Here is a 17,546-nt window from a genome sequence, read left to right on the forward strand (position 1 = left end):
CCCCCGGCACCACACGCACCTTCTCCGGATCACCGTTGTACGGAACGTCCTCCACCAACGTGCCATCCCGATCCAGCAACACCGCGTCGAACAGGACGGGCCCGGCCGCGGCCCGGTCGGCACCGGCATCAACCCGGGCTGACCTGCGCTGATCCGGCTCCACCTGGTCCTGTCGCACAGCGGGCGGGTTCCCGGCGCCCCGGGGAGTAAACATCATCTTCGACGCGCTGCCGCGTCGCGTGCGCCGGCGGCGTCGACACGCCGGCCCGGGGTGGCGTTACCCGCCGCCCCGGAGAAGCTAACCCGCGGGCGTCGTTAGTCCGGGCCGCGCCGGGGGTATGGGGGCGCAGTGGCGATTGTGGAGAAAGTGATCGAAGCTCCCCCGGAGCAGGTCTGGGCGGTGCTGGCCGACGGGTGGACGTACAGCGACTGGGTCGTCGGCACGGTGCACGTCCGCGACGTGGACGACGCCTGGCCCCGCGTGGGCAGCCAACTGCACCACAAGGCCGGGCCGTGGCCCTTCTCCCTCCAGGACTCCTCGACGGTCCTCGCCTGCGAGCCCCCGCGCCGGCTGGTCATCCGCGCCGGGCTCTGGCCGGCCGGCGAGGCGATCGTGGTCTTCACCCTCGAACCGGTCGGTACGGGCGCCACCCGGGTGCGCATCGGCGAGGACTTCGCCGCCGGCCCGCTGCGCTGGGTGCGCAACAAGGTCAACGACCTGGTGCTGCACCAGCGCAACAAGGAGACCCTGACCCGGTTGGCGGACATCGCCAAGCGACAGAAGGCGGACGAATGACGCAGACCGTGGTGGTGACCGGGGCGAGCGCCGGCGTGGGCCGCGCCGTCGCCCGCCGGTACGCCGAGCGCGGCGCCCGGCTCGCGTTGCTCGCCCGGGGCGAGGCCGGCCTGGCCGCGGCCGCTCGGGACTGCCGGGAGCTGGGCGCCGCCGAGGTGCGCACCTACCGGGTCGACGTGGCCGACGCCGGCGCGGTGCAGCAGGCCGCCGACGACGTGGTGCACCGCTTCGGCGGGATCGACGTCTGGGTGAACAACGCGATGGTCTCGGTCTTCGCCCCGGCGTGGGAGATCCCGGCCCCCGAGTTCCGGCGGGTCACCGAGGTCAACTACCTCGGCACCGTACACGGCACCCTCGCGGCGCTGCGCCACATGCGGGCGCGCGGCCGGGGCGCGATCGTGCAGGTCGGCTCCGCGCTGGCGTACCGGGGGATCCCGCTGCAGTCGGCGTACTGCGCGAGCAAGCACGCCATCCAGGGCTTCAACGACTCCCTGCGGGCGGAGCTGCTGCACGACTGCCCGGGGGTGAAGCTGTCGATGGTGCAACTGCCGGCGATCAACACCCCGCAGTTCTCCTGGGTGCGCACCCGGCTGCCCCGGCATCCGCAGCCGGTGCCGCCGATCTTCGCGCCGGAGGTGGCCGCGAGGGCGATCGTCTGGGCGGCCGACCACGGGCCGCGCGAGCTGAACGTGGGCGGGCCGACCTGGCGCGCCCGGCTCGGCGACATCGTCGCGCCCGGCCTGCTGGACCGGAAGCTGGCCCGCGACGGGTACGACAGTCAGCAGACCGAGACCCCGATCGACCGGGCCGCCTGGCGGGACAACCTGGACCGCCCCGGCGACGACGAGCAGGACCGGGGCGCGGAGGGCGTCTTCACCGACCGGGCCCGCACCCGCTCGGCCGCCCTCTGGGTCGGTACGCACAAGCCGGCCGTCTCGGGCCTCGCGCTCGCCGGTCTGGCCCTGGCCCTCACCGCCCTGACCCGCCGCCTCCGCTGACGGCAACCGCTCCCGCCGGCCCGGGCGGGCGACGCTCGCGCCCGGCCCGCCGTCGCCCTCCGCAGGGGCTGGGTCACCCGACGGAAAGGGGTGCCTTTTCGACCCGGATGTGGCGACTGGCTACGCTCTCATGGAGCCCTGTCCGCCGACCGAGGATGTCCGACATGATCGAACCCGTGCAGTTGCCCGCGCCCTGGCGGGACGCACGCCTGACCGTCGTGGTTCCCACCTACAACGAGGCGGGCAACCTCCCGGTCCTGGTCGAGCGGCTCCTGGCCCTGCCGCTGCCGGGCCTGAAGATCCTCGTCGCCGACGACAACTCCCCCGACGGCACCGGCGAGGTGGCGGACAAGCTGGCCATCGAGCACCCCGACCGGATCCAGGTCGTGCACCGGGCCGGCAAGGAGGGCCTCGGCCGGGCGTACGTGGACGGGATCGGGCGCGCGCTCGACGGCGGCGCGGAGTACGTGGCGCAGATGGACGCCGACCTGTCGCACCCGCCGGAGGCGCTCCCCGGCATGCTCGGTGCGCTGCTGTCCACCCAGGCCGGCGTGGTGATCGGCTCCCGGTACGTGCCGGGCGGCGAGCTGGACGAGAACTGGCCGCTCTACCGGCGGGCGCTCAGCGGCTGGGCCAACCTCTACGTGCACACGCTGCTGCGGGTCCGGATCCGCGACCTCACCGCCGGCTTCAAGATCTGGCGGGCGGACGCGCTGCGCGACATCGGCCTGGAGCGGGTGCAGTCCAACGGTTACAGCTTCCAGGTGGAGATGCACTACCTGGCCACGAAGCTGGGGCACACCATCCTGGAGGTGCCGATCCGCTTCGAGGAGCGGCGCGACGGCGCGTCCAAGATGACCACCGCCACCAAGATCGAGAGCGCGCTGATGCCGTTCAAGCTGCGCACCAAGCACCGCAACGTCGAGCGCTGACCGCGCCGGGCCGGACAGTCCGGAGAGCCCGGCCGGGACGGGGTCAGCGGTAGACCGCGCGGTGCGCCGCGCCGATCGTGGCGGCGTACGCCGGGCCGGTGAGCGCGCGGTCGCGGGCCAGGGCGGCGCGCGCGGCGTTCGCGCCGGGGGCGCCGTGCACGCCGCCGCCGGGATGCGCCGACGCGCTGGCCAGGAACAACCGGTCCACCGGGGTGTCCGCGCGGCCCAGGCCGGGAATCGGGCGCAGGAAGAGCTGCTGGTACGCGGCGGCGGTGCCACCGCCGACCGCGCCGCCGACCAGGTTCGGGTCGCCGGCCTCCAGGTCGGCCGGCCCGGCCACGTGCCGTCCCACGATGAGGCTGCGGAAGCCGGGTGCGGCCTCCTCGAGCACCCGCTCCATCCGTTCGACGTGGGCGGTGATCTCCTCGGCCCGCCAGTTCCGCCGGAACGGCAGGTGGGTGTACGACCAGAGCGACTCGGTGCCCGGCGGCGAGTGGCTCGGGTCGGCCACCGACATCTGCCCCACCAGCAGGAACGGGTCGCGCGGGAGCTCCGAGCGGGCCAGCGCGGCGGCGTAGCTGGTCAGCCCGTTCAGGTCCGCGCCGAGGTGCACGGTGCCGGCGGTGGCCACCGCGCGGTTGGTCCACGGCACGGGCGCGGACAGCGCCCAGTCCACCTTCAGCGTCGAGCCGTCCCACCGGAAGTGCGCCAGGTCCTCCACCAGCCGGGGCGGCAGCGCCGCCGCGCCGACCAGGTCCAGGTAGAGCGCGGGGGCCGGGACGTCGGCGAGCACCGCCCGGCGGGCCCGCCACAGGGCCCCGCCTGCGGTGCGCACCCCCATCGCCCGCCCCCGGGCGGTCAGCACCCGGTCGACCCGGGCGCCGTAGAGGATCCGGCCGCCCCGGTCGGTCAGCCGGGCCACCAGCGCGTCGGTGATCTTCTGCGCGCCGCCGTCGGGCACCGGCCAGCCGACCTGCTGGCCGAGCATCGCGAGCAGCCAGCCGTACACCCCCGAGCCGGCCTCCTCGGGGGACAGGTCGGTGTGCAGGGCGCAGCCGGCCAGCAGCGCCGGGCCGCCTTCGCCGTCGAAGAGTTCGTCACCGAGCTTGCGGATCGGCACCACCAGTCGCCGGGCCAGCCGCAGCGCACCGGCGACCCGCAACCGGCGCAGCAGGGTCAGGCCGCCGCGCACCGGCGGAAAGGGCGTGGTGATGGTCTCCAGCATCGGCTCGGCGACCTGCCGCCAGTCGTCGTACGCGTGCAGCCAGCGCTTGCCGTCGCCCGGCGCGAACGCCTCCAGCGAGGCCGCGGTGGCCTCCGGGTCGCGGTTGAGCACCGCCGCCCGACCGTCGGGCAGCAGGTGCGCCAGCACGTCCGGGGAGTGCCGCCAGCGCAGGCCGTACCGGTCGAGCCCCAGTCCGCGCAGCACGGGCGAGGCGTAGCCGAGGGGGTAGAAGGAGCTGTACAGGTCGCTGAGGTAACCGGGGGCGGTCACCTCGGCGGAGCGCACGGCGCCGCCGGGCGCGGCGGTGGCCTCCAACACCAGGACGTCCCAGCCGGCGTCCGCGAGCAGGTTGGCGGCGACCAGACCGTTGTGGCCGGCTCCGACGACGACGGCGTCCGCGCTCTCCGCGCCGGTCGAACTCATCCGATCCGCCTACCCGGCCGGCAACCGGGCGAAACGCGTTTGCCTTGCCGGGGCCGGGGCATCCACTGCCGCATGTACACGGTTGCGCAGCTCATAGGTGGAGTGTGGGGCGCGGGCGGCGAAGGGGGCGAACTGGTCGTACACGATCCGGCCGACGGCTCCCCGGTCAGCTCCGTGCCGGTGGCGACGGCGGACGAGGTCGGCAAGGCGGTGGAGGCGGCGCGCGGCGCCGCGGCGGAGTGGGCGGCGACCGCCCCCGCCGACCGGGCGGCGGCCCTGCACCGGGCGGCGGACGCGGTGGCGGCCGTCGCCGACGAGTTGGCCCGGGCGACGACGGCCGAGATGGGCAAGCCACTCGCGGACGCGCGGGGCGGCGTGGAGGCGGGCATCGGCACCCTGCGACAGTACGCGGAGCTCGCCCCGGTGCGCGGCGGGCGGACCCTGCACGGCGGCACCCACGCCCTCGACTTCATGGTGCCGCAGCCGCGCGGGGTGGTCGCCGCGATCACCCCGTGGAACGACCCGGTGGCGGTCTCCTGCGGCCTGCTCGGCGCCGCCCTGGTCACCGGGAACGTGGTGCTCCACAAGCCGAGCGAACGCGCCCCGGCGACCGGCTGGTTGCTGGCGAGGGCGCTGGACAGCGCGCTGCCGCCCGGGGTGCTCTCGCTGCTGACCGGCGGCCCGGAGGTCGGCGCGGCGCTGGCCGCGCAGGAGGTGGACGTGGTCGCGCACGTCGGCTCCACCGCCACCGGCCGGGCCATCGCGGCCGCGGCGGCCCGCACCGGCGCCAAGGTGCTGCTGGAGAACGGCGGCAGCGACCCGCTGGTCGTGGACGGCGACGTCGACCCGGTGTGGGCGGCCGGGCAGGCGGCGGTCGGCGCGTTCGCCAACGCGGGACAGATCTGTGTCGCGGTGGAGCGGATCTACGTGCACCGCGACGTCGCCGAGGACTTCACGCAGGCCCTGGTGGAGCGGGCGGAGCGGCTGCGCGTCGGCCCGGGCGGCGACCCGGCGACCGAGCTGGGGCCACTCGTGGACCGGCGGCACCGCGACCACGTGCACGGGCAGGTGACCGCGGCGGTGGCGGAGGGGGCGCGCGTCCGCACCGGCGGGACGCTGCCCGACGGCCCCGGGGCGTTCTACCCCGCCACCGTGGTCACGGACTGCCGACACGACATGACGCTGGTCCGCGAGGAGACGTTCGGGCCGGTCGCCGCGATCGTCGTGGTCGACTCGTTCTCCGAGGCGCTGCGCTGCGCCGCCGACTCACCGTACGGGCTGGCCGCGACGGTGTTGACCGGCTCGATGAGCCACGCCCAGCGCGCCTGGCGGGAGCTGCCGGTGGGCACCGTGAAGATCAACGCGGTGTTCGGCGGGGCCCCGGGCGGCGCCGCGCACCCGCGCCGCGCCAGCGGCCACGGCTTCGGGTACGGCCCCGAGTTACTCGACGAGTTCACCGCCACCAAGGCGGTGCACATCGAGGCCCCCGGCGGCGGCCACTGGTGACCGCGGACGAAGGGGCTGTCCGTGGTCGGACAGCCCCTTCGTCGTACGCCGGAACGCGTCAGCGACCGCGGGCCTTGGCGGTCTGCCGGTTGTTCGCCTTCTCGATGGCCTTGACCAGTTCGGGCTTGGTCATGCTCGACCGGCCGGGCACGTCCAGCTTGCGGGCCACCTTCATCAGGTGGTCCTTGGTGGCGTTGGCGTCCACCCCGCCGGCGGTGGGCGCCCGGCGCTCCGGTCCGCCGCCGGCCGCCTGGCGGTCGCTCGGGCCCTTGCGGCCCTTGGGCTCCCAGTGGTCGCCCACCTTCTCGAACTCGTGCTTCACCGCGGCGAAGGCGGTGCGGTGCGCCCGCTCCCCCTCGCCGTACGTCTCCACGGCCGAGTCGTGCGTCTTCTCCCAGGTGCGCTGCGCCTTCTTCGGGGAGCGCCGCAGCGTGCTGGGCAGTACCTCGCGCCCGGGCATCTCGTCCTCCTCCGCGTCGATGGGTTCTGGTTGACCGTTCCCCCGCGACCGGTCGGCAAACCGGTCCGCCGGGTTTGTCGATTTCGGGCCGGGGGTACCGGCGGGGCCAGGCGGAGCAGGAGGCACACCGGTGATCCGGCGGCCGGGGCACAGGGAGCGGGCCATGACGACGACGGAGCCCGGCACGGCGCTCACCGGCGAGCAGCGGCCGCGGATGCCCCGCAGGGTGCGGCAGTTGAGCTGGCGGACCTGGCGCGGGGTGCTGGTGCGCAGCGCGCGGAACTTCGTCAAGGACAACTGCGCGGACTGGGCCGCCGCGCTCACCTACCACGGGGTGCTCGCGCTCTTCCCGTCGACCATCGTGGTGGTCGCCCTGGTCGGGCTGGTCTCCAACGGCGAGCAGACCGTGGACACCGTGCTCGACCTGGCCCGGGACATGGGCGCCGGCTCGGTGGTGGCCAACGAGGGCTTCGTCTCCGTGGTCCGGGGCGTGGTCGACCAGAACGACTCGGCGAGCGTGCTGCTGAGCTTCGGTCTGCTCGGCGCGCTCTGGTCGGCCTCCGGCTTCATCGGGGCGTTCACCCGGGCCTCCAACGCCGTCTACGGGGTCCAGGAGGGGCGACCGGTCTGGAAGCTGCGACCGATGCAGATCGGCCTCGCGGCGGTCTCGCTGGTGCTGCTCGCCATCGTCGCCACCGGCCTGATCGTCAGCGGCCCGGTCACCGACGCGGTGGGCGACCTGCTCCACGCCGGCGGCCTCGCGCGCACCGTGTGGAGCGTCGCCAAGTGGCCGGTGCTGGCAATGATCATGATGGTGCTGCTGAGCCTGCTGTTCTGGATCGCGCCGAACGTCCAGCAACCCCGGTTCCGCTGGCTCACCCCCGGTGGGGCGGTCGCCCTGCTGTCCTGGGTCCTCGCCTCCTTCGGCTTCGGCCTCTACGTGGCCAACTTCGGCTCGTACGACGCCACGTACGGCAGCCTCGGCGCGGTGATCGCGTTCCTGGTCTGGCTCTACCTGTCCAATTCGGCGCTCATGCTCGGCGTGCAGATCAACGCCGAGTTGCAGCGGGGCCGGGTGCTCCAGGCCGGCGAGCCGGACCCGGACGAGCCGGTCCTGCCCCCGAAGACGCCGGCCGGCGCGTGACCGCGTCCCGGTCCACCGCCGCCGAGGGGTGCCGGCACACCGCTGGCGTCACCGGATGCCGGTTTACCGCCGGTGCCACCGGGTAGCGCAGAAGGCATGGAACGTGGCAGCAACAAGCACGGACCGAGGGTCGACGAGCAGATGAGCCGGGAGGTCAGCGGCCTCGTGCAGGGGCCCGGGACCGGCGGCTCGCGGGTCGACGAGTCCCGTGTGCCGGAGCCGGCGGGTGAGGACCAGCCGGAGGCCACGACGGCTCCGGCCGGCGAACTGCGCACGGGCGCGCCCAAGGGGATGAGCTCCGAGGACGTCGAGCGGCGCAGCCGGCTCGGACGGTTCATCACGATGGCCGCCCTGCCCGGCGACCGGGAGGCGTTGATCGCCAACGCGCGGGACAACGACGCGCCGGCGGACATCGTCTCCGAGCTGGAGCGGCTGCCCGACGGCATTCGTTACCAGACGGTCTCCGAGGTGTGGGCGGCGCTCGGCCACAAGAACGAGACGACCCGCTGGTGACCGGTTCCCCGCAGGATCCGGACCGACACCCGCGGACGAAGGAGGATGCCTGATGAGTGGCGTTACCGAACATGTGGACGTCTCCGTGCCGGTGCGCACCGCGTACGACCAGTGGACCCAGTTCGAGGAGTTCCCCCAGTTCATGGAGGGGGTGCAGGAGGTCCGGCAGCTGACGGACACGATGACCCACTGGACCGTCGAGATCGCCGGGGTGAAGCGTGAGTTCGACGCCGAGATCACCGAGCAGCTCCCGGACGAACGGGTCGCCTGGCGCTCGACCGGCGGCACCAAGCAGGCCGGCGTGGTGACCTTCCACCGGCTGGATCCGGAGACCACCCGGGTGACCCTGCAGCTCGAGTTCGAGCCGCACGGCGTGGTCGAGCAGGCCGGCGACAAGCTGGGCATCGTCGACCGGCGCGCCAAGGGCGACCTGGAGCGGTTCAAGCAGTTCATCGAGCGGCGCGGTCAGGAGACCGGCGCCTGGCGCGGCAAGGTCGACCGGCCGCAGCCCTGATCCCGCCCCCCGGGTACGACTCCGATGGCCGCCGGCTCGCCCGGCGGCCATCGCCGTTTGTCGGCGGTGGGCCCGGGTACCGCGATGGTATGACGGACGAGAACAAGGTGTGGCGGGACGAGGAACGGACTCCCCTGCAGGAACTGGACCGGGCCGTCGCGCGGTCGACGCTGGACGGCCAGGCCGACGATGTGACGGGCAACGACGCCGGTGAGGAGGCCGCGTTCGGGCACGGGCCGGAGGCGGTGGACCGCGGCGGGCAGGCCGCCGGGGCCGGCCGCGAGCCCACCGACGCCGATCGCGCCTACCGGCCCTCCACGACCGGCCGGACCGGCCCCGACACGATGTGAGCCGGGTGGACCGACGCGTACGGCCGGGCCGTGCGCGTCGGTCCGCTCAGCGCGCCGCCGGGACCGGGCGGCGGGTGCTGGCCGCGTGCAGCGCGATCAGCCCCAGCGCGAGCACCACCAGCGCCGGCCCGAGGAGCTCGACCGAGGTGTTGCCGAGCAGCACCCCGATCCCCGCCGGGACCAGCGCTCCGCCCAGCCCGGCCGCGGCGATCTGGAGCCCGATGGTCCGGTCCGCGTGCGCCGCGCCGACCCGGTCGACGGTGGTGAGGGTGAGCAGCGGGAAGACCGGGGCGGCGGCGAACCCGACGACGAACAGTCCGACCACCGCGAGCCAGGCCGGGGCCGGCACCGCGATCAGGACCGCGCCGACCGCCATCCCGACCAGGCTGCCCCGCAGCACCAGTCCCGCGCCCAGCCGCTCGGCCACCACCCCCTGCACCACCCGTCCGACGAACAGGCTGCCCCAGAAGCCGGAGACGCAGACTCCGGCCACCGCCGCGCCGAGGCCGCGACCCTCGGTCAGCAGCAGGAACGCCCAGAGTCCCGCGGCCACCTCGATCGCCACGTAGACGGCGAAGGCCAGCGCGCCGATCCAGACCGCCGGCAGGCGCAGTGTGTCGCGTACCGACGTGGCGGCCGGCGGGTCCGCGGGCGCCGCGCCGGCGGCCGGCTCGCGGGCCGGGGCGCGGTCCCGCCACGCCCGGACGGTCAGCGCGAACGCGGCGGCCAGGGCGAGCTGGGCCGTCGCCACCAGGCCGTACCCCCAACGCCAGGAGAGCCCGGCGCTGAGCGCGCCGGTCATGATCAGCGGCCCGAGCGCCACCCCGAGCCCGAAGAACGCGTGCATCCAGTTCATGTGCCGGGGGCCGAAGGCACCCGCCGCGTACGCGTTCAGCCCGGAGTCGATCGCGCCGGAGCCCAGACCGAGCACCAGGGCGCACCCCACCATCAGGGCGAGCCCGGGAGTCAGCGCGTAGCCGGTGAGCGCGAGACTGGCCAGCAGGGTGCTGACGGCGAGCAGCCAGCCGACGCCGAGCCGGGCCAGCGTGAACCCGGCCAGGACGCTGGAGGCGAGGTAGCCGGCGGTTCCGGCGGTGAGCACCAGGCCGACGGCCTCCGTGGGCACGCCGAAGTCGGCCCGGATCGAGGGCCACCCCACACCGATGAGCCCGTCGGGCAGGCCGAGACTGACGAAGGCGAGGTAGGCCAGCAGGAGCAACGAGGCGCGGGGCGGGGTGGTGGACACGGACGACCATCCTGCCTGCCGCCGTCCGCGCCGCGACCACCCCTCCCCCACGAGGACAGGAAGTGCGGTCCGGACGGCCGGGGAAACGGACAGCTCATCCAGAATCGGCCGTTCGGCTGACGGCAACCCCCGGGTCGCGCGCAAGACTTTCGGGATGCAACAGGGCTCCGGATTCCTCTCCACGCGTCAGCGTCGCCTGGCTTGGCTCGGCTTTCTCCTCGCCGCGCTCCAGGCTCCCGTCTCCGCCAAGCTGGTCTCGGACGACTCCTGGTTGTTCAGCCTCTGCGTGGCCCTGATGGTGGCGACCGTGATCATCGCCGACGACGCGGCCCGGCGCCGCCCGGCCGACGCGCGCTCGAGCGAGTAGCCCCACGGCGCGACGGCAGCCACGTCGCACCGCCCCCACGGGCCCTCCGCCCGCACCGCCTCCGGCGCGCGCGGACGTCGCGGCCCGCACCGCGCGGGATCAGCCCGACTTGACCGCGATCGCGCCGTCGACCGTACGCAGGATCAGGCGCAGCACCTCGTGCCGGGAGGCGCCGGTCTCGGCGACGTAGGCCCAACCGGCGTACAGCTGCGACCAGACCAGGCTCTGCACCCAGTCCGCCGGCAGCTCCGGATCGATGGTGCCGTCGCGGTGGCCGCGCTCGACCATCGCGGCGAACTCCGGATCGCAGCCGGCCGGCCCCTCGGTGGTCGGGCCGGCGCCGAGGTCCGGCTCGGTGAAGATCAGCGAGAGCAGGCTGCCGAGGTCGAAGTACTCCTGGCAGAGCCGGCGCACGGCCGACGCCCCGGTGCCCTCGGCCAGCCGCGCCTGGGCGGTCGCCCGGGCCAACCGGGCGCCGGCCTCGGTGCCGACGGCGGCAAGCAGGTCGGCGCGCTCGGCGAAGTAGCGGTGCAGCGTCGTACGCCCCACGTCGGCGGCGGCGGCGATGTCGCCGAGGGAGGCGGCGGGGTTGCGCCCCAGCACCTCGATCGCCGCGTCGACGATGGCCTGGCGGGTCCGGGCTCGGCTGCCGGACACCTGCGCGTCGGTCACGCGGCGAGGATAGCAATACCTCGTTTCGGAATAGCGCTTGACTGGTTTGGAACACGGCTGTTCCATTCAGGGCATGACTTCCTCCGCTCCGACGCTGCCCCGGTTACGTACGCTCGCGTCGTTCCTCGCCCCGCACCGGCGGACGATGATCCTCGGGCTCGGGTTGGGGCTCGCCGCGAACGCGGCCGGGCTCGCGACGCCGATGGTCACCAAGTGGGTCCTGGACACGCTGGGCACCGGCGGGTCGATGACCCGCCCGATCTGCGTGCTGCTGGCGCTCGTCGTCGTCGGCGCGGCCATCACGCTGTGGCAGTGGCGGCTGCTCGGGGCGCTGGCCGAGCACATCGTGCTCGACGCCCGGGCCGCGATCGTCCGGCACTACTTCCGGGCCCGCGTCGGCGACCTGCAACGCCGGCCCACCGGCGAGCTGGTCACCCGGGCCACCTCCGACACGCAACTGCTGCGCGAGGCGTCCGGCAGCATCGTCGGCCTGGTGAACGCCGGCATCGCCCTGCTCGGCACGCTCGTGCTGATGGGCGTGCTCGACCTGTTCCTGCTGGGCTGCACCATCGTGGCCGTGCTGGTGGTCGCGGCGGTCATGGGCGCGCTCATGCCCCGCATCGCCACGGCACAGGCCGCGGCACAGGAGTCGATGGGCACGCTCGGCGGCGCGCTGGAGGGGGCGCTGCGCGCGATCCGGACGGTCAAGGCCAGCCGGGCCGAGGCCCGGTTGACCGAGCGGATCGTCGCCGACGCCCGGCAGGCGGCGACGCACAGCGTACGAGCGGCGCGGGTGACCGCGTCGGTCTGGACCATCGCCTGGACGGGGATCCAGCTCGCGGTGATCGCGATCCTGGGCATCGGCGCCTGGCGGGCCCAGCGCGACCTGCTGGAGATCTCCAGCCTCATCGCGTTCCTGCTGTACACGTTCCAGCTCATGGGGCCGATCACCGAGCTGACCCAGAACACGACGGCACTACAGGCCGGGATCGCCGCGGCGGGGCGGATCCGCGAGGTCGAGACCCTTCCGACCGAGCCGGCGGGCCCGGTGTCCGCCCCGGCAGAGCGCCCGGGGGTGCGCGACGCGGAGCAGCCGGTGCTGGTGTTCCGTGGGGTCACCGCCCGCTACGGCCCGGACGCGCCCGCCGCGGTGCACGACATCGACCTGGCCATCCCCCGGCGCGGGCACACCGCGATCGTGGGGCCGTCGGGGGCCGGCAAGACCACGCTGTTCTCGCTGATCCTGCGCTTCCTGGAGCCCGAGCGGGGGCAACTGCTCCTCGACGGCCGCCCGTACGCGGCCCACGGGCACGACGAGGTGCGGGCCCGGCTCGCGTACGTCGAGCAGGAGACCCCGGTGGTGCCCGGCACCATCCGCGACAACCTGCGCTTCACCCACCCGGACGCCACGGATGAGGAGATCCGGGCGGTGCTCCGCGCCGTCCGGCTCGACGACAAGGTCGACTCGCTGCCGGACGGACTGGACACGTCGCTGTCGTCGACGGAGGTGTCCGGCGGGCAGCGTCAGCGCATCGCGTTGGCGCGGGCCATGCTGCGCACCCCCGACGTGCTGCTGCTCGACGAGGCGACCGCGCAGGTCGACGGGCTGACCGAGGCGGCGTTGCAGGAGTGCGTCCGGCAGCGCGCGGCGGCGGGAGCCGTGGTGACCATCGCCCACCGGCTCTCCACCGTGCTCGACGCCGACCGGATCGTGGTGATGGAGCAGGGCCGGATCCGGGCCCAGGGCACCCACTCCGAGCTGCTGGCCGGCGACGACCTCTACCGCCGGTTGGTCGAGGCGCTGCGCATCGCGGCCGAGGGGCACGCGGTGGCGGCCGGCGGATGACCCGTCGGCCGGGGCTGTCGAGCTGATGTCGCAGACGATTCACCCCCGGTCGGCCGGGGGCCACCGCGGGCCCGGACACCGCCCGACGTCACAGACGACTCACCCCTGGTTAGCCGGGCGCCACCGCGGGCCCGGACACCGCCCGATGTCACAGACGACTCAGCTCGACAGCGCCGGACGACCCGTTCCCCCGCACCCCGGCTCGGCGACCGCGACCGCTCCGGACGTGCCTGCGTGCCGGGCGACCCGGGGCCGCGTCAGCGCGTTTCACCGGGGCGCGCCTCGTGGCCGGGGCGGCCCCGGGTCCGCCGCCGCTCCTTCATCTCCGCCTCGTAGAGGTGCCGGCGACCGGCGACCAGCTCCTCGCGGGCCGCCCGGTCGAGGTCGCGGAAGAGGGCGTAGTACCCGTCGTCGAAGTCCTCGACGATCTGGAACGTCCAGCGGCCGGCGATCACGTTGCGCCCCAGCAGCTCGGTGTCGATGCGCTCGGCGATGTGCCCGTGCCCGGCGGCGCGGAACATCTCCACCGCGTCGTCGAGCATGAGGTCGGCGTGCCCGACCAGTTGGTGCAGCGAGTAGAGGTGGCCCCGCACCCGCTCGACGCACTCCAGCGCCTCGCTGAGCTTGCCGAGCGCGGCCACCGTCTCGTCGCTGACCCCGGCGGGCCGGCGGTGCCGTTCGTCCGGTCCGTCCACGTCCTGTCCCATCCGTTCCTCCACGGTGTCGGCTGCGCCCGTCCGGGCGGTTCTCCTCCTGCCCCACCCGCGCCGGGCCAGTCCCCACGGACCGGGCTGACCGATCGGTGGAGGGGCAAAAACCCGCCGAGTGGCCGAGGTCGACGCGGGGATCGGCCGGATAGCCTCGTTCCCCATGCGTGTGCCGTTCAACCGGGTCGAGGCCCGTTCCGCCGCCACCTCGGCGCGAGCCACTCTGGCCCTCCTGTCCACCTCGGTCGGCGCCGAGGGGCTGGCCGCCGCCGCCGCGCGGCCGGGGCTGCTCGCCCTGGTCGACCAGCACGCGGCGGCGGTGCGGGAGAGCCTGGACGGCGACCGGCGGCCGCTGAGCGCGGCCGCGCTGGCGGGTTACGCGGAGGGCGTTCGCGCCGCCGCACTGGAGCACGGCTGGCAGCCGCCGGCCGCGCCGGTGGACTGGTCCGAGCCGGACTGGCTGCTCACCCGGCTGCTCGCGGTCTGCGCGCTGGCCCGTTCGCTGGGCACCCCGGCGCCGGGCCCGCTCCCCCGGGTCTGACCGCGCGGCGGGCGGGGTCCGCCGGCACGCCGGAGGGGCGCCCGCCGGTTCGCGGACACCCCTCCTCCCGCCTCGCCGTCACCGGCGCGGTCAGCGGCGGAACTGTTGGGTCTCGTCGCTGACGTTGCCCGACTGGTAGGCGCCGCGCCCGCCGGCCGTCGCGGACTCCTGCCCGCGCGGCATGATCTCGGTGCGCTCGGCCGCCGTCCGGTCGGCCATCTGCCGGCCGACGTCGGTCTGGCCGGCCTCCCGGGCCCGGCGGTGCTCCTGCACCGCCCGCGACTCCTCGGCCATCCGGTTCAGCCAGCCGTCCCAGCGGCTCTGCATCGGCTTCACCAGACCACCGCCGACGCCGACGATCAGGATGCCGGCCACCGTGGCGAGCACGGCGATCAGCACCGGAGTCGTCACCGTGGTGGCGATGCCCACCTGGTTCAGCGCCGCGATCACACCCAGCGCGAGGATGAAGACCGCCACCAGGTCGGCCAGGATCTTGCCGTACGCGAGGCCGCCCAGCGCCCCGGTGACCAGATCCCGGACGGCGTTGGCGATCGCGGCGGCCACGACGACGATGACGATCGCCACGAACGCGCGTGGCAGCCAGGCGACCACGCCGCTGATCAGGTCACTGATCGCGTTGGGTCCCCAGACCCCGAAGGCGAACTGCAGGGTGAACAGCAGCACGGCGTAGTACGCCAGTTTCGCCAGGATGTCACTCGCGTCGTACTTCGTGCGTTCCAGCGCCCGTTTGATGCCGCCCCGTTCCACCGCCTTGTCGAAGTTGACCCGTTCCAGTGCCGCGTCGACGATCTTCAGCACGGCTCTGGCGATGAGCCATCCGACCACGAGGATCGCGATGAACGCGATGGCCCGCGGTATGAACAGCAGCACCGACCTCCACATGTCGGCCACGGCGTCGCCGATGTCGGCCTGCCTGACCGCGAGGGTTTCCGGCATGATGTCCCTCCTGTCGCATGGACTGCGCCGCGCGCTTACCCGGTCACCGACGCGGCACGCCGTACCGGTCCCCGACTTTTTCCCGACATGTCAGCGCAGACCGGCCCTGACCTGCCCCAACGTTCGGCGGCGACGACGCGCGGGGCATGATCGGGAACGGGTGCCGGGTGGTCCGGTTAGGCTGCGGTCATGCCAGGAACGGTCGGACGGGTCCCCAACCCACCAGCCCCGGTGTCGGGAGCACCCTCCGCCTCGGGAGCGGCGGCCGCCGTCCTCGGCCACCACTGGGCCGGCACCCCGCTCGGTCCGTGGCACTCGTGGGATCCGGCGGTCCGCGCGGCGGCCGAGGTGATCCTCGCCTCGCCCGTGCCGATGGCCCTCACCCTGGGCGACGACCACCTGCTGCTCTACAACGACGGGTACGCGGAGCTGATCGGCGACCGGCACCCGGGGGCGGTGGGCCGGCCGGCCGCCGAGGTGTTGTCGGAGATCTGGCCGATGCCCGGGGTCGGCGACGCCGTCGAGCACACCTACCGCTCGGGCGAGCCGTTCCTGGAGAAGGAGTCCACCCTTCCGCTGCACCGCCGGCCCGGCCTGGTCGAGCAGGCGGTCTTCACCCGGGGCCACTCCCCCGTGCGCGACAGCGCCGGGCGGATCGTCGGCGTGCTGACCGTCGCCGCGGAGACCGCCCAGGTCACCCAGCAGTTGCAGAGCCTCAGCGACTTCGCCGCCGCGCTCGCCGGCACCCTCACCCTGGACGACGTGGCCCGGGTCGCGCTGCGCTACGCGATCACGTCGTTCGACGCCGACCTGGTGTCGTTCGCCGTCGACGAGGGCGGGGGCGGCTGGCGGATGGTCCGGCGCGTACGCGGGGAGCTGATGGACGAGGCCGACGAGCGGCTCCCGCCGTTGTGGCGGCGCGTCCCGCCGGACTGGGAGGGACCGGTCGTGTCGGCCGCCCGCGCCGGCGTGCCGCTCTTCGTGGACGACGGCCAGCCGCTGCGGGACATCGCGGTGGACCGGCACGACCAGAAGGTCCGGTCGCTGGCGGCGGTGCCGCTGCGCGCGTCGGTGGTCCGGGGCGGCCTGGCCGTCGGCTACCAGGTTCCGCGCGTCTGGTCGGCCGCCCAGCGGGCCCTGCTGGCCGCGTCGGCGGAACTGGTCGGCCAGGCGGCCGAGCGGGCCCGCCGGTTCGAGACCCAGCACGGCACCGCCCAGCTGCTGCAACGCAGCATGCTGCCGGAACACCTGCCGGACCTGCCGCCGATGCGGATCGCCGCCCGCTACGACCCGGGCGTCGACGGCAACGCCGCCGGCGGGGACTTCTACGACGCCTTCCTGCTGCCCACGGGCGACCTGGGCATCGTGCTCGGCGACGTCGCCGGCCACGACGTGCAGGCCGCGGCCCGGATGGGGCAGGTCCGTGCCGCGCTGCGCGCGCTGGCGCTGACCGACCCGCGCCCGGACGCCGTGCTGGCGGGGCTCGACCGGCTGGTCACCAGCCTGGGCGCCGAGGGGGACACGCACGAGCTCTTCGTGACCGTGGTCTTCGGGGTGGTCGACGTCCAGCGGCAGCAGCTCACCCTGGCCAGTGCCGGCCACCCCGCCCCGCTGATCCGCCGGTGCGCGCCCGACGGCGAGCCGGTCGCCGAGTACGTCGACGTGCCCGCCGGCGCCCCGCTGGGCCTGGGCTGCCGGCCGCCCACCGCGACGGTCCGCTTCGCCCCCGGCGACACGCTGCTGCTGTTCAGCGACGGCGTGGTGGAGCGGCGCCGGCAGGGGCTCACGGCCGGCCTGGACGCCCTGGCCGAGGCGGTGGCCGGGGCGGGCAGCGGCGATCCGCGCGCCCTGTGCGCGGTGGCCACCGCGGCGGTGCCCGGCGCCACCGAGGACGACGTCGCGGTGCTGGCGGTGGAGCACGCGCTGCGGCCGAGCCGGTCGGCGAGCATGGAGGTGCCGGCGGAACCGACCGCGCCGAGCCGGGTGCGGCACTGGATGACCGGGCAGCTCACGGAGTGGCAGGTGCCCGAGTCGATCATCGGCGCGGCGGTGCTCTGCACCAGCGAGCTGACCACCAACGCGCTGCTGCACGCCGGCACCGCCGCCCGGGTGGAGATCGACCTCAGCCCCGAGCGGCTGCTGGTGTCGGTCGCCGACTCGGGCACCCGCGGCACCGTCACCCGGGCACAGACCGACACGCTGAGCAGCCGGGGCCGGGGGCTCGGGCTGATCGAGGAGTTGAGCGACGCCTGGGGGACGGACCCGACCGTCCGTGGCTCGACGGTCTGGTTCGAGATCCTCATCCCGGCCCGGTGAGCGGTGGCGTCAGCCGGCCCGGTACGGGGTAGG

Annotated in this window: 18 protein-coding genes and 1 pseudogene; 12 read left to right on the forward strand and 7 right to left on the reverse strand. The window is 74.6% G+C overall.

What is annotated here, in order from left to right:
- Positions 1-214, reverse strand: a pseudogene (locus ACGF7U_RS23600) (hypothetical protein); the annotation flags it as partial.
- Positions 215-367: 153 nt separating this feature from the next.
- On the opposite strand from ACGF7U_RS23600, the gene ACGF7U_RS23605 reads away from it, so the two are divergent.
- The 3 genes from ACGF7U_RS23605 to ACGF7U_RS23615 all read left to right on the forward strand — a co-directional run bounded on the left by ACGF7U_RS23605 (position 368) and on the right by ACGF7U_RS23615 (position 2,726).
- Positions 368-796 (forward strand): SRPBCC family protein, encoded by a 429-nt coding sequence (locus tag ACGF7U_RS23605; RefSeq protein ID WP_393109995.1) that lies wholly within the window; start codon positions 368-370, stop codon positions 794-796.
- Positions 793-1,794, forward strand: a complete 1,002-nt coding sequence (locus ACGF7U_RS23610) for an SDR family oxidoreductase (RefSeq protein ID WP_393109997.1) — start codon at positions 793-795, stop codon at positions 1,792-1,794. Before ACGF7U_RS23605 ends, ACGF7U_RS23610 begins: the two co-directional genes overlap by 4 nt.
- 164 nt (positions 1,795-1,958) lie before the next feature.
- The gene (locus ACGF7U_RS23615) at positions 1,959-2,726 is read left to right on the forward strand and encodes a polyprenol monophosphomannose synthase (protein ID WP_091095806.1); all 768 of its coding nucleotides are present in this window, start codon (positions 1,959-1,961) and stop codon (positions 2,724-2,726) included.
- Between the two features lie 43 nt (positions 2,727-2,769).
- On the opposite strand, the gene ACGF7U_RS23620 is transcribed toward ACGF7U_RS23615, so the two are convergent.
- Positions 2,770-4,374, reverse strand: a complete 1,605-nt coding sequence (locus ACGF7U_RS23620) for a phytoene desaturase family protein (RefSeq protein WP_393109999.1) — start codon at positions 4,372-4,374, stop codon at positions 2,770-2,772.
- A gap of 72 nt (positions 4,375-4,446) precedes the next feature.
- Between ACGF7U_RS23620 and ACGF7U_RS23625 the strand changes: the two genes are divergently transcribed.
- Complete coding sequence (locus ACGF7U_RS23625; RefSeq protein ID WP_393110001.1) at positions 4,447-5,880, forward strand: aldehyde dehydrogenase family protein; 1,434 nt, start codon at positions 4,447-4,449, stop codon at positions 5,878-5,880.
- 58 nt (positions 5,881-5,938) lie between these two features.
- On the opposite strand, the gene ACGF7U_RS23630 is transcribed toward ACGF7U_RS23625, so the two are convergent.
- Positions 5,939-6,340 (reverse strand): ChaB family protein, encoded by a 402-nt coding sequence (locus tag ACGF7U_RS23630; protein ID WP_091095813.1) that lies wholly within the window; start codon positions 6,338-6,340, stop codon positions 5,939-5,941.
- Positions 6,341-6,503: 163 nt separating this feature from the next.
- On the opposite strand from ACGF7U_RS23630, the gene ACGF7U_RS23635 reads away from it, so the two are divergent.
- The 4 genes from ACGF7U_RS23635 to ACGF7U_RS23650 all read left to right on the forward strand — a co-directional run bounded on the left by ACGF7U_RS23635 (position 6,504) and on the right by ACGF7U_RS23650 (position 8,861).
- Complete coding sequence (locus ACGF7U_RS23635) at positions 6,504-7,484, forward strand: YihY/virulence factor BrkB family protein (protein WP_393110003.1); 981 nt, start codon at positions 6,504-6,506, stop codon at positions 7,482-7,484.
- A gap of 96 nt (positions 7,485-7,580) precedes the next feature.
- Positions 7,581-7,997 (forward strand): DUF2795 domain-containing protein, encoded by a 417-nt coding sequence (locus ACGF7U_RS23640; RefSeq protein ID WP_393110005.1) that lies wholly within the window; start codon positions 7,581-7,583, stop codon positions 7,995-7,997.
- A gap of 52 nt (positions 7,998-8,049) precedes the next feature.
- A complete protein-coding gene (locus ACGF7U_RS23645) occupies positions 8,050-8,511 on the forward strand; it encodes an SRPBCC family protein (protein WP_393110007.1) in 462 nt (153 codons plus the stop codon).
- An 89-nt stretch (positions 8,512-8,600) separates the two neighbouring features.
- Positions 8,601-8,861 carry a hypothetical protein gene (locus ACGF7U_RS23650; RefSeq protein WP_393110009.1) on the forward strand — a complete coding sequence of 87 codons (261 nt, stop codon included), beginning with the start codon at positions 8,601-8,603 and terminating at the stop codon, positions 8,859-8,861.
- Between the two features lie 46 nt (positions 8,862-8,907).
- Here the strand turns inward: ACGF7U_RS23650 and ACGF7U_RS23655 are convergent, their stop codons facing one another.
- Positions 8,908-10,107, reverse strand: coding sequence for an MFS transporter (locus tag ACGF7U_RS23655; protein ID WP_393110011.1), 1,200 nt, complete (start codon positions 10,105-10,107; stop codon positions 8,908-8,910).
- Positions 10,108-10,261: 154 nt separating this feature from the next.
- Here ACGF7U_RS23655 and ACGF7U_RS23660 point away from each other — a divergent pair, with 154 nt between their 5' ends.
- Positions 10,262-10,474: a hypothetical protein gene (locus tag ACGF7U_RS23660; protein ID WP_393110013.1), complete on the forward strand. Its 213-nt coding sequence runs from the start codon at positions 10,262-10,264 to the stop codon at positions 10,472-10,474.
- Between the two features lie 99 nt (positions 10,475-10,573).
- Here the strand turns inward: ACGF7U_RS23660 and ACGF7U_RS23665 are convergent, their stop codons facing one another.
- Positions 10,574-11,146 (reverse strand): TetR/AcrR family transcriptional regulator, encoded by a 573-nt coding sequence (locus ACGF7U_RS23665; protein WP_393110015.1) that lies wholly within the window; start codon positions 11,144-11,146, stop codon positions 10,574-10,576.
- Between the two features lie 73 nt (positions 11,147-11,219).
- On the opposite strand from ACGF7U_RS23665, the gene ACGF7U_RS23670 reads away from it, so the two are divergent.
- Positions 11,220-12,992, forward strand: a complete 1,773-nt coding sequence (locus ACGF7U_RS23670) for an ABC transporter ATP-binding protein (protein WP_393110017.1) — start codon at positions 11,220-11,222, stop codon at positions 12,990-12,992.
- A gap of 257 nt (positions 12,993-13,249) precedes the next feature.
- Here ACGF7U_RS23670 and ACGF7U_RS23675 read toward each other — a convergent pair whose 3' ends face one another.
- Positions 13,250-13,699, reverse strand: a complete 450-nt coding sequence (locus ACGF7U_RS23675) for a hypothetical protein (RefSeq protein WP_393110019.1) — start codon at positions 13,697-13,699, stop codon at positions 13,250-13,252.
- 163 nt (positions 13,700-13,862) lie between these two features.
- On the opposite strand from ACGF7U_RS23675, the gene ACGF7U_RS23680 reads away from it, so the two are divergent.
- Entirely contained in the window at positions 13,863-14,240 is a 378-nt protein-coding gene (locus ACGF7U_RS23680) for a DUF6401 family natural product biosynthesis protein (RefSeq protein ID WP_393110021.1), read from the forward strand.
- Positions 14,241-14,330: 90 nt separating this feature from the next.
- On the opposite strand, the gene ACGF7U_RS23685 is transcribed toward ACGF7U_RS23680, so the two are convergent.
- Positions 14,331-15,197, reverse strand: a complete 867-nt coding sequence (locus tag ACGF7U_RS23685) for a hypothetical protein (protein WP_393110023.1) — start codon at positions 15,195-15,197, stop codon at positions 14,331-14,333.
- A 189-nt stretch (positions 15,198-15,386) separates the two neighbouring features.
- Here ACGF7U_RS23685 and ACGF7U_RS23690 point away from each other — a divergent pair, with 189 nt between their 5' ends.
- On the forward strand, positions 15,387-17,513 hold the full coding sequence (locus tag ACGF7U_RS23690; RefSeq protein ID WP_393110025.1) for a SpoIIE family protein phosphatase: 2,127 nt from the start codon (positions 15,387-15,389) through the stop codon (positions 17,511-17,513).
- The last annotated feature ends 33 nt before the right edge of the window (positions 17,514-17,546 follow it).

Origin of the sequence: Micromonospora sp. NPDC047670, from assembly GCF_043204915.1 — a bacterium.
Classification (GTDB): domain Bacteria; phylum Actinomycetota; class Actinomycetes; order Mycobacteriales; family Micromonosporaceae; genus Micromonospora.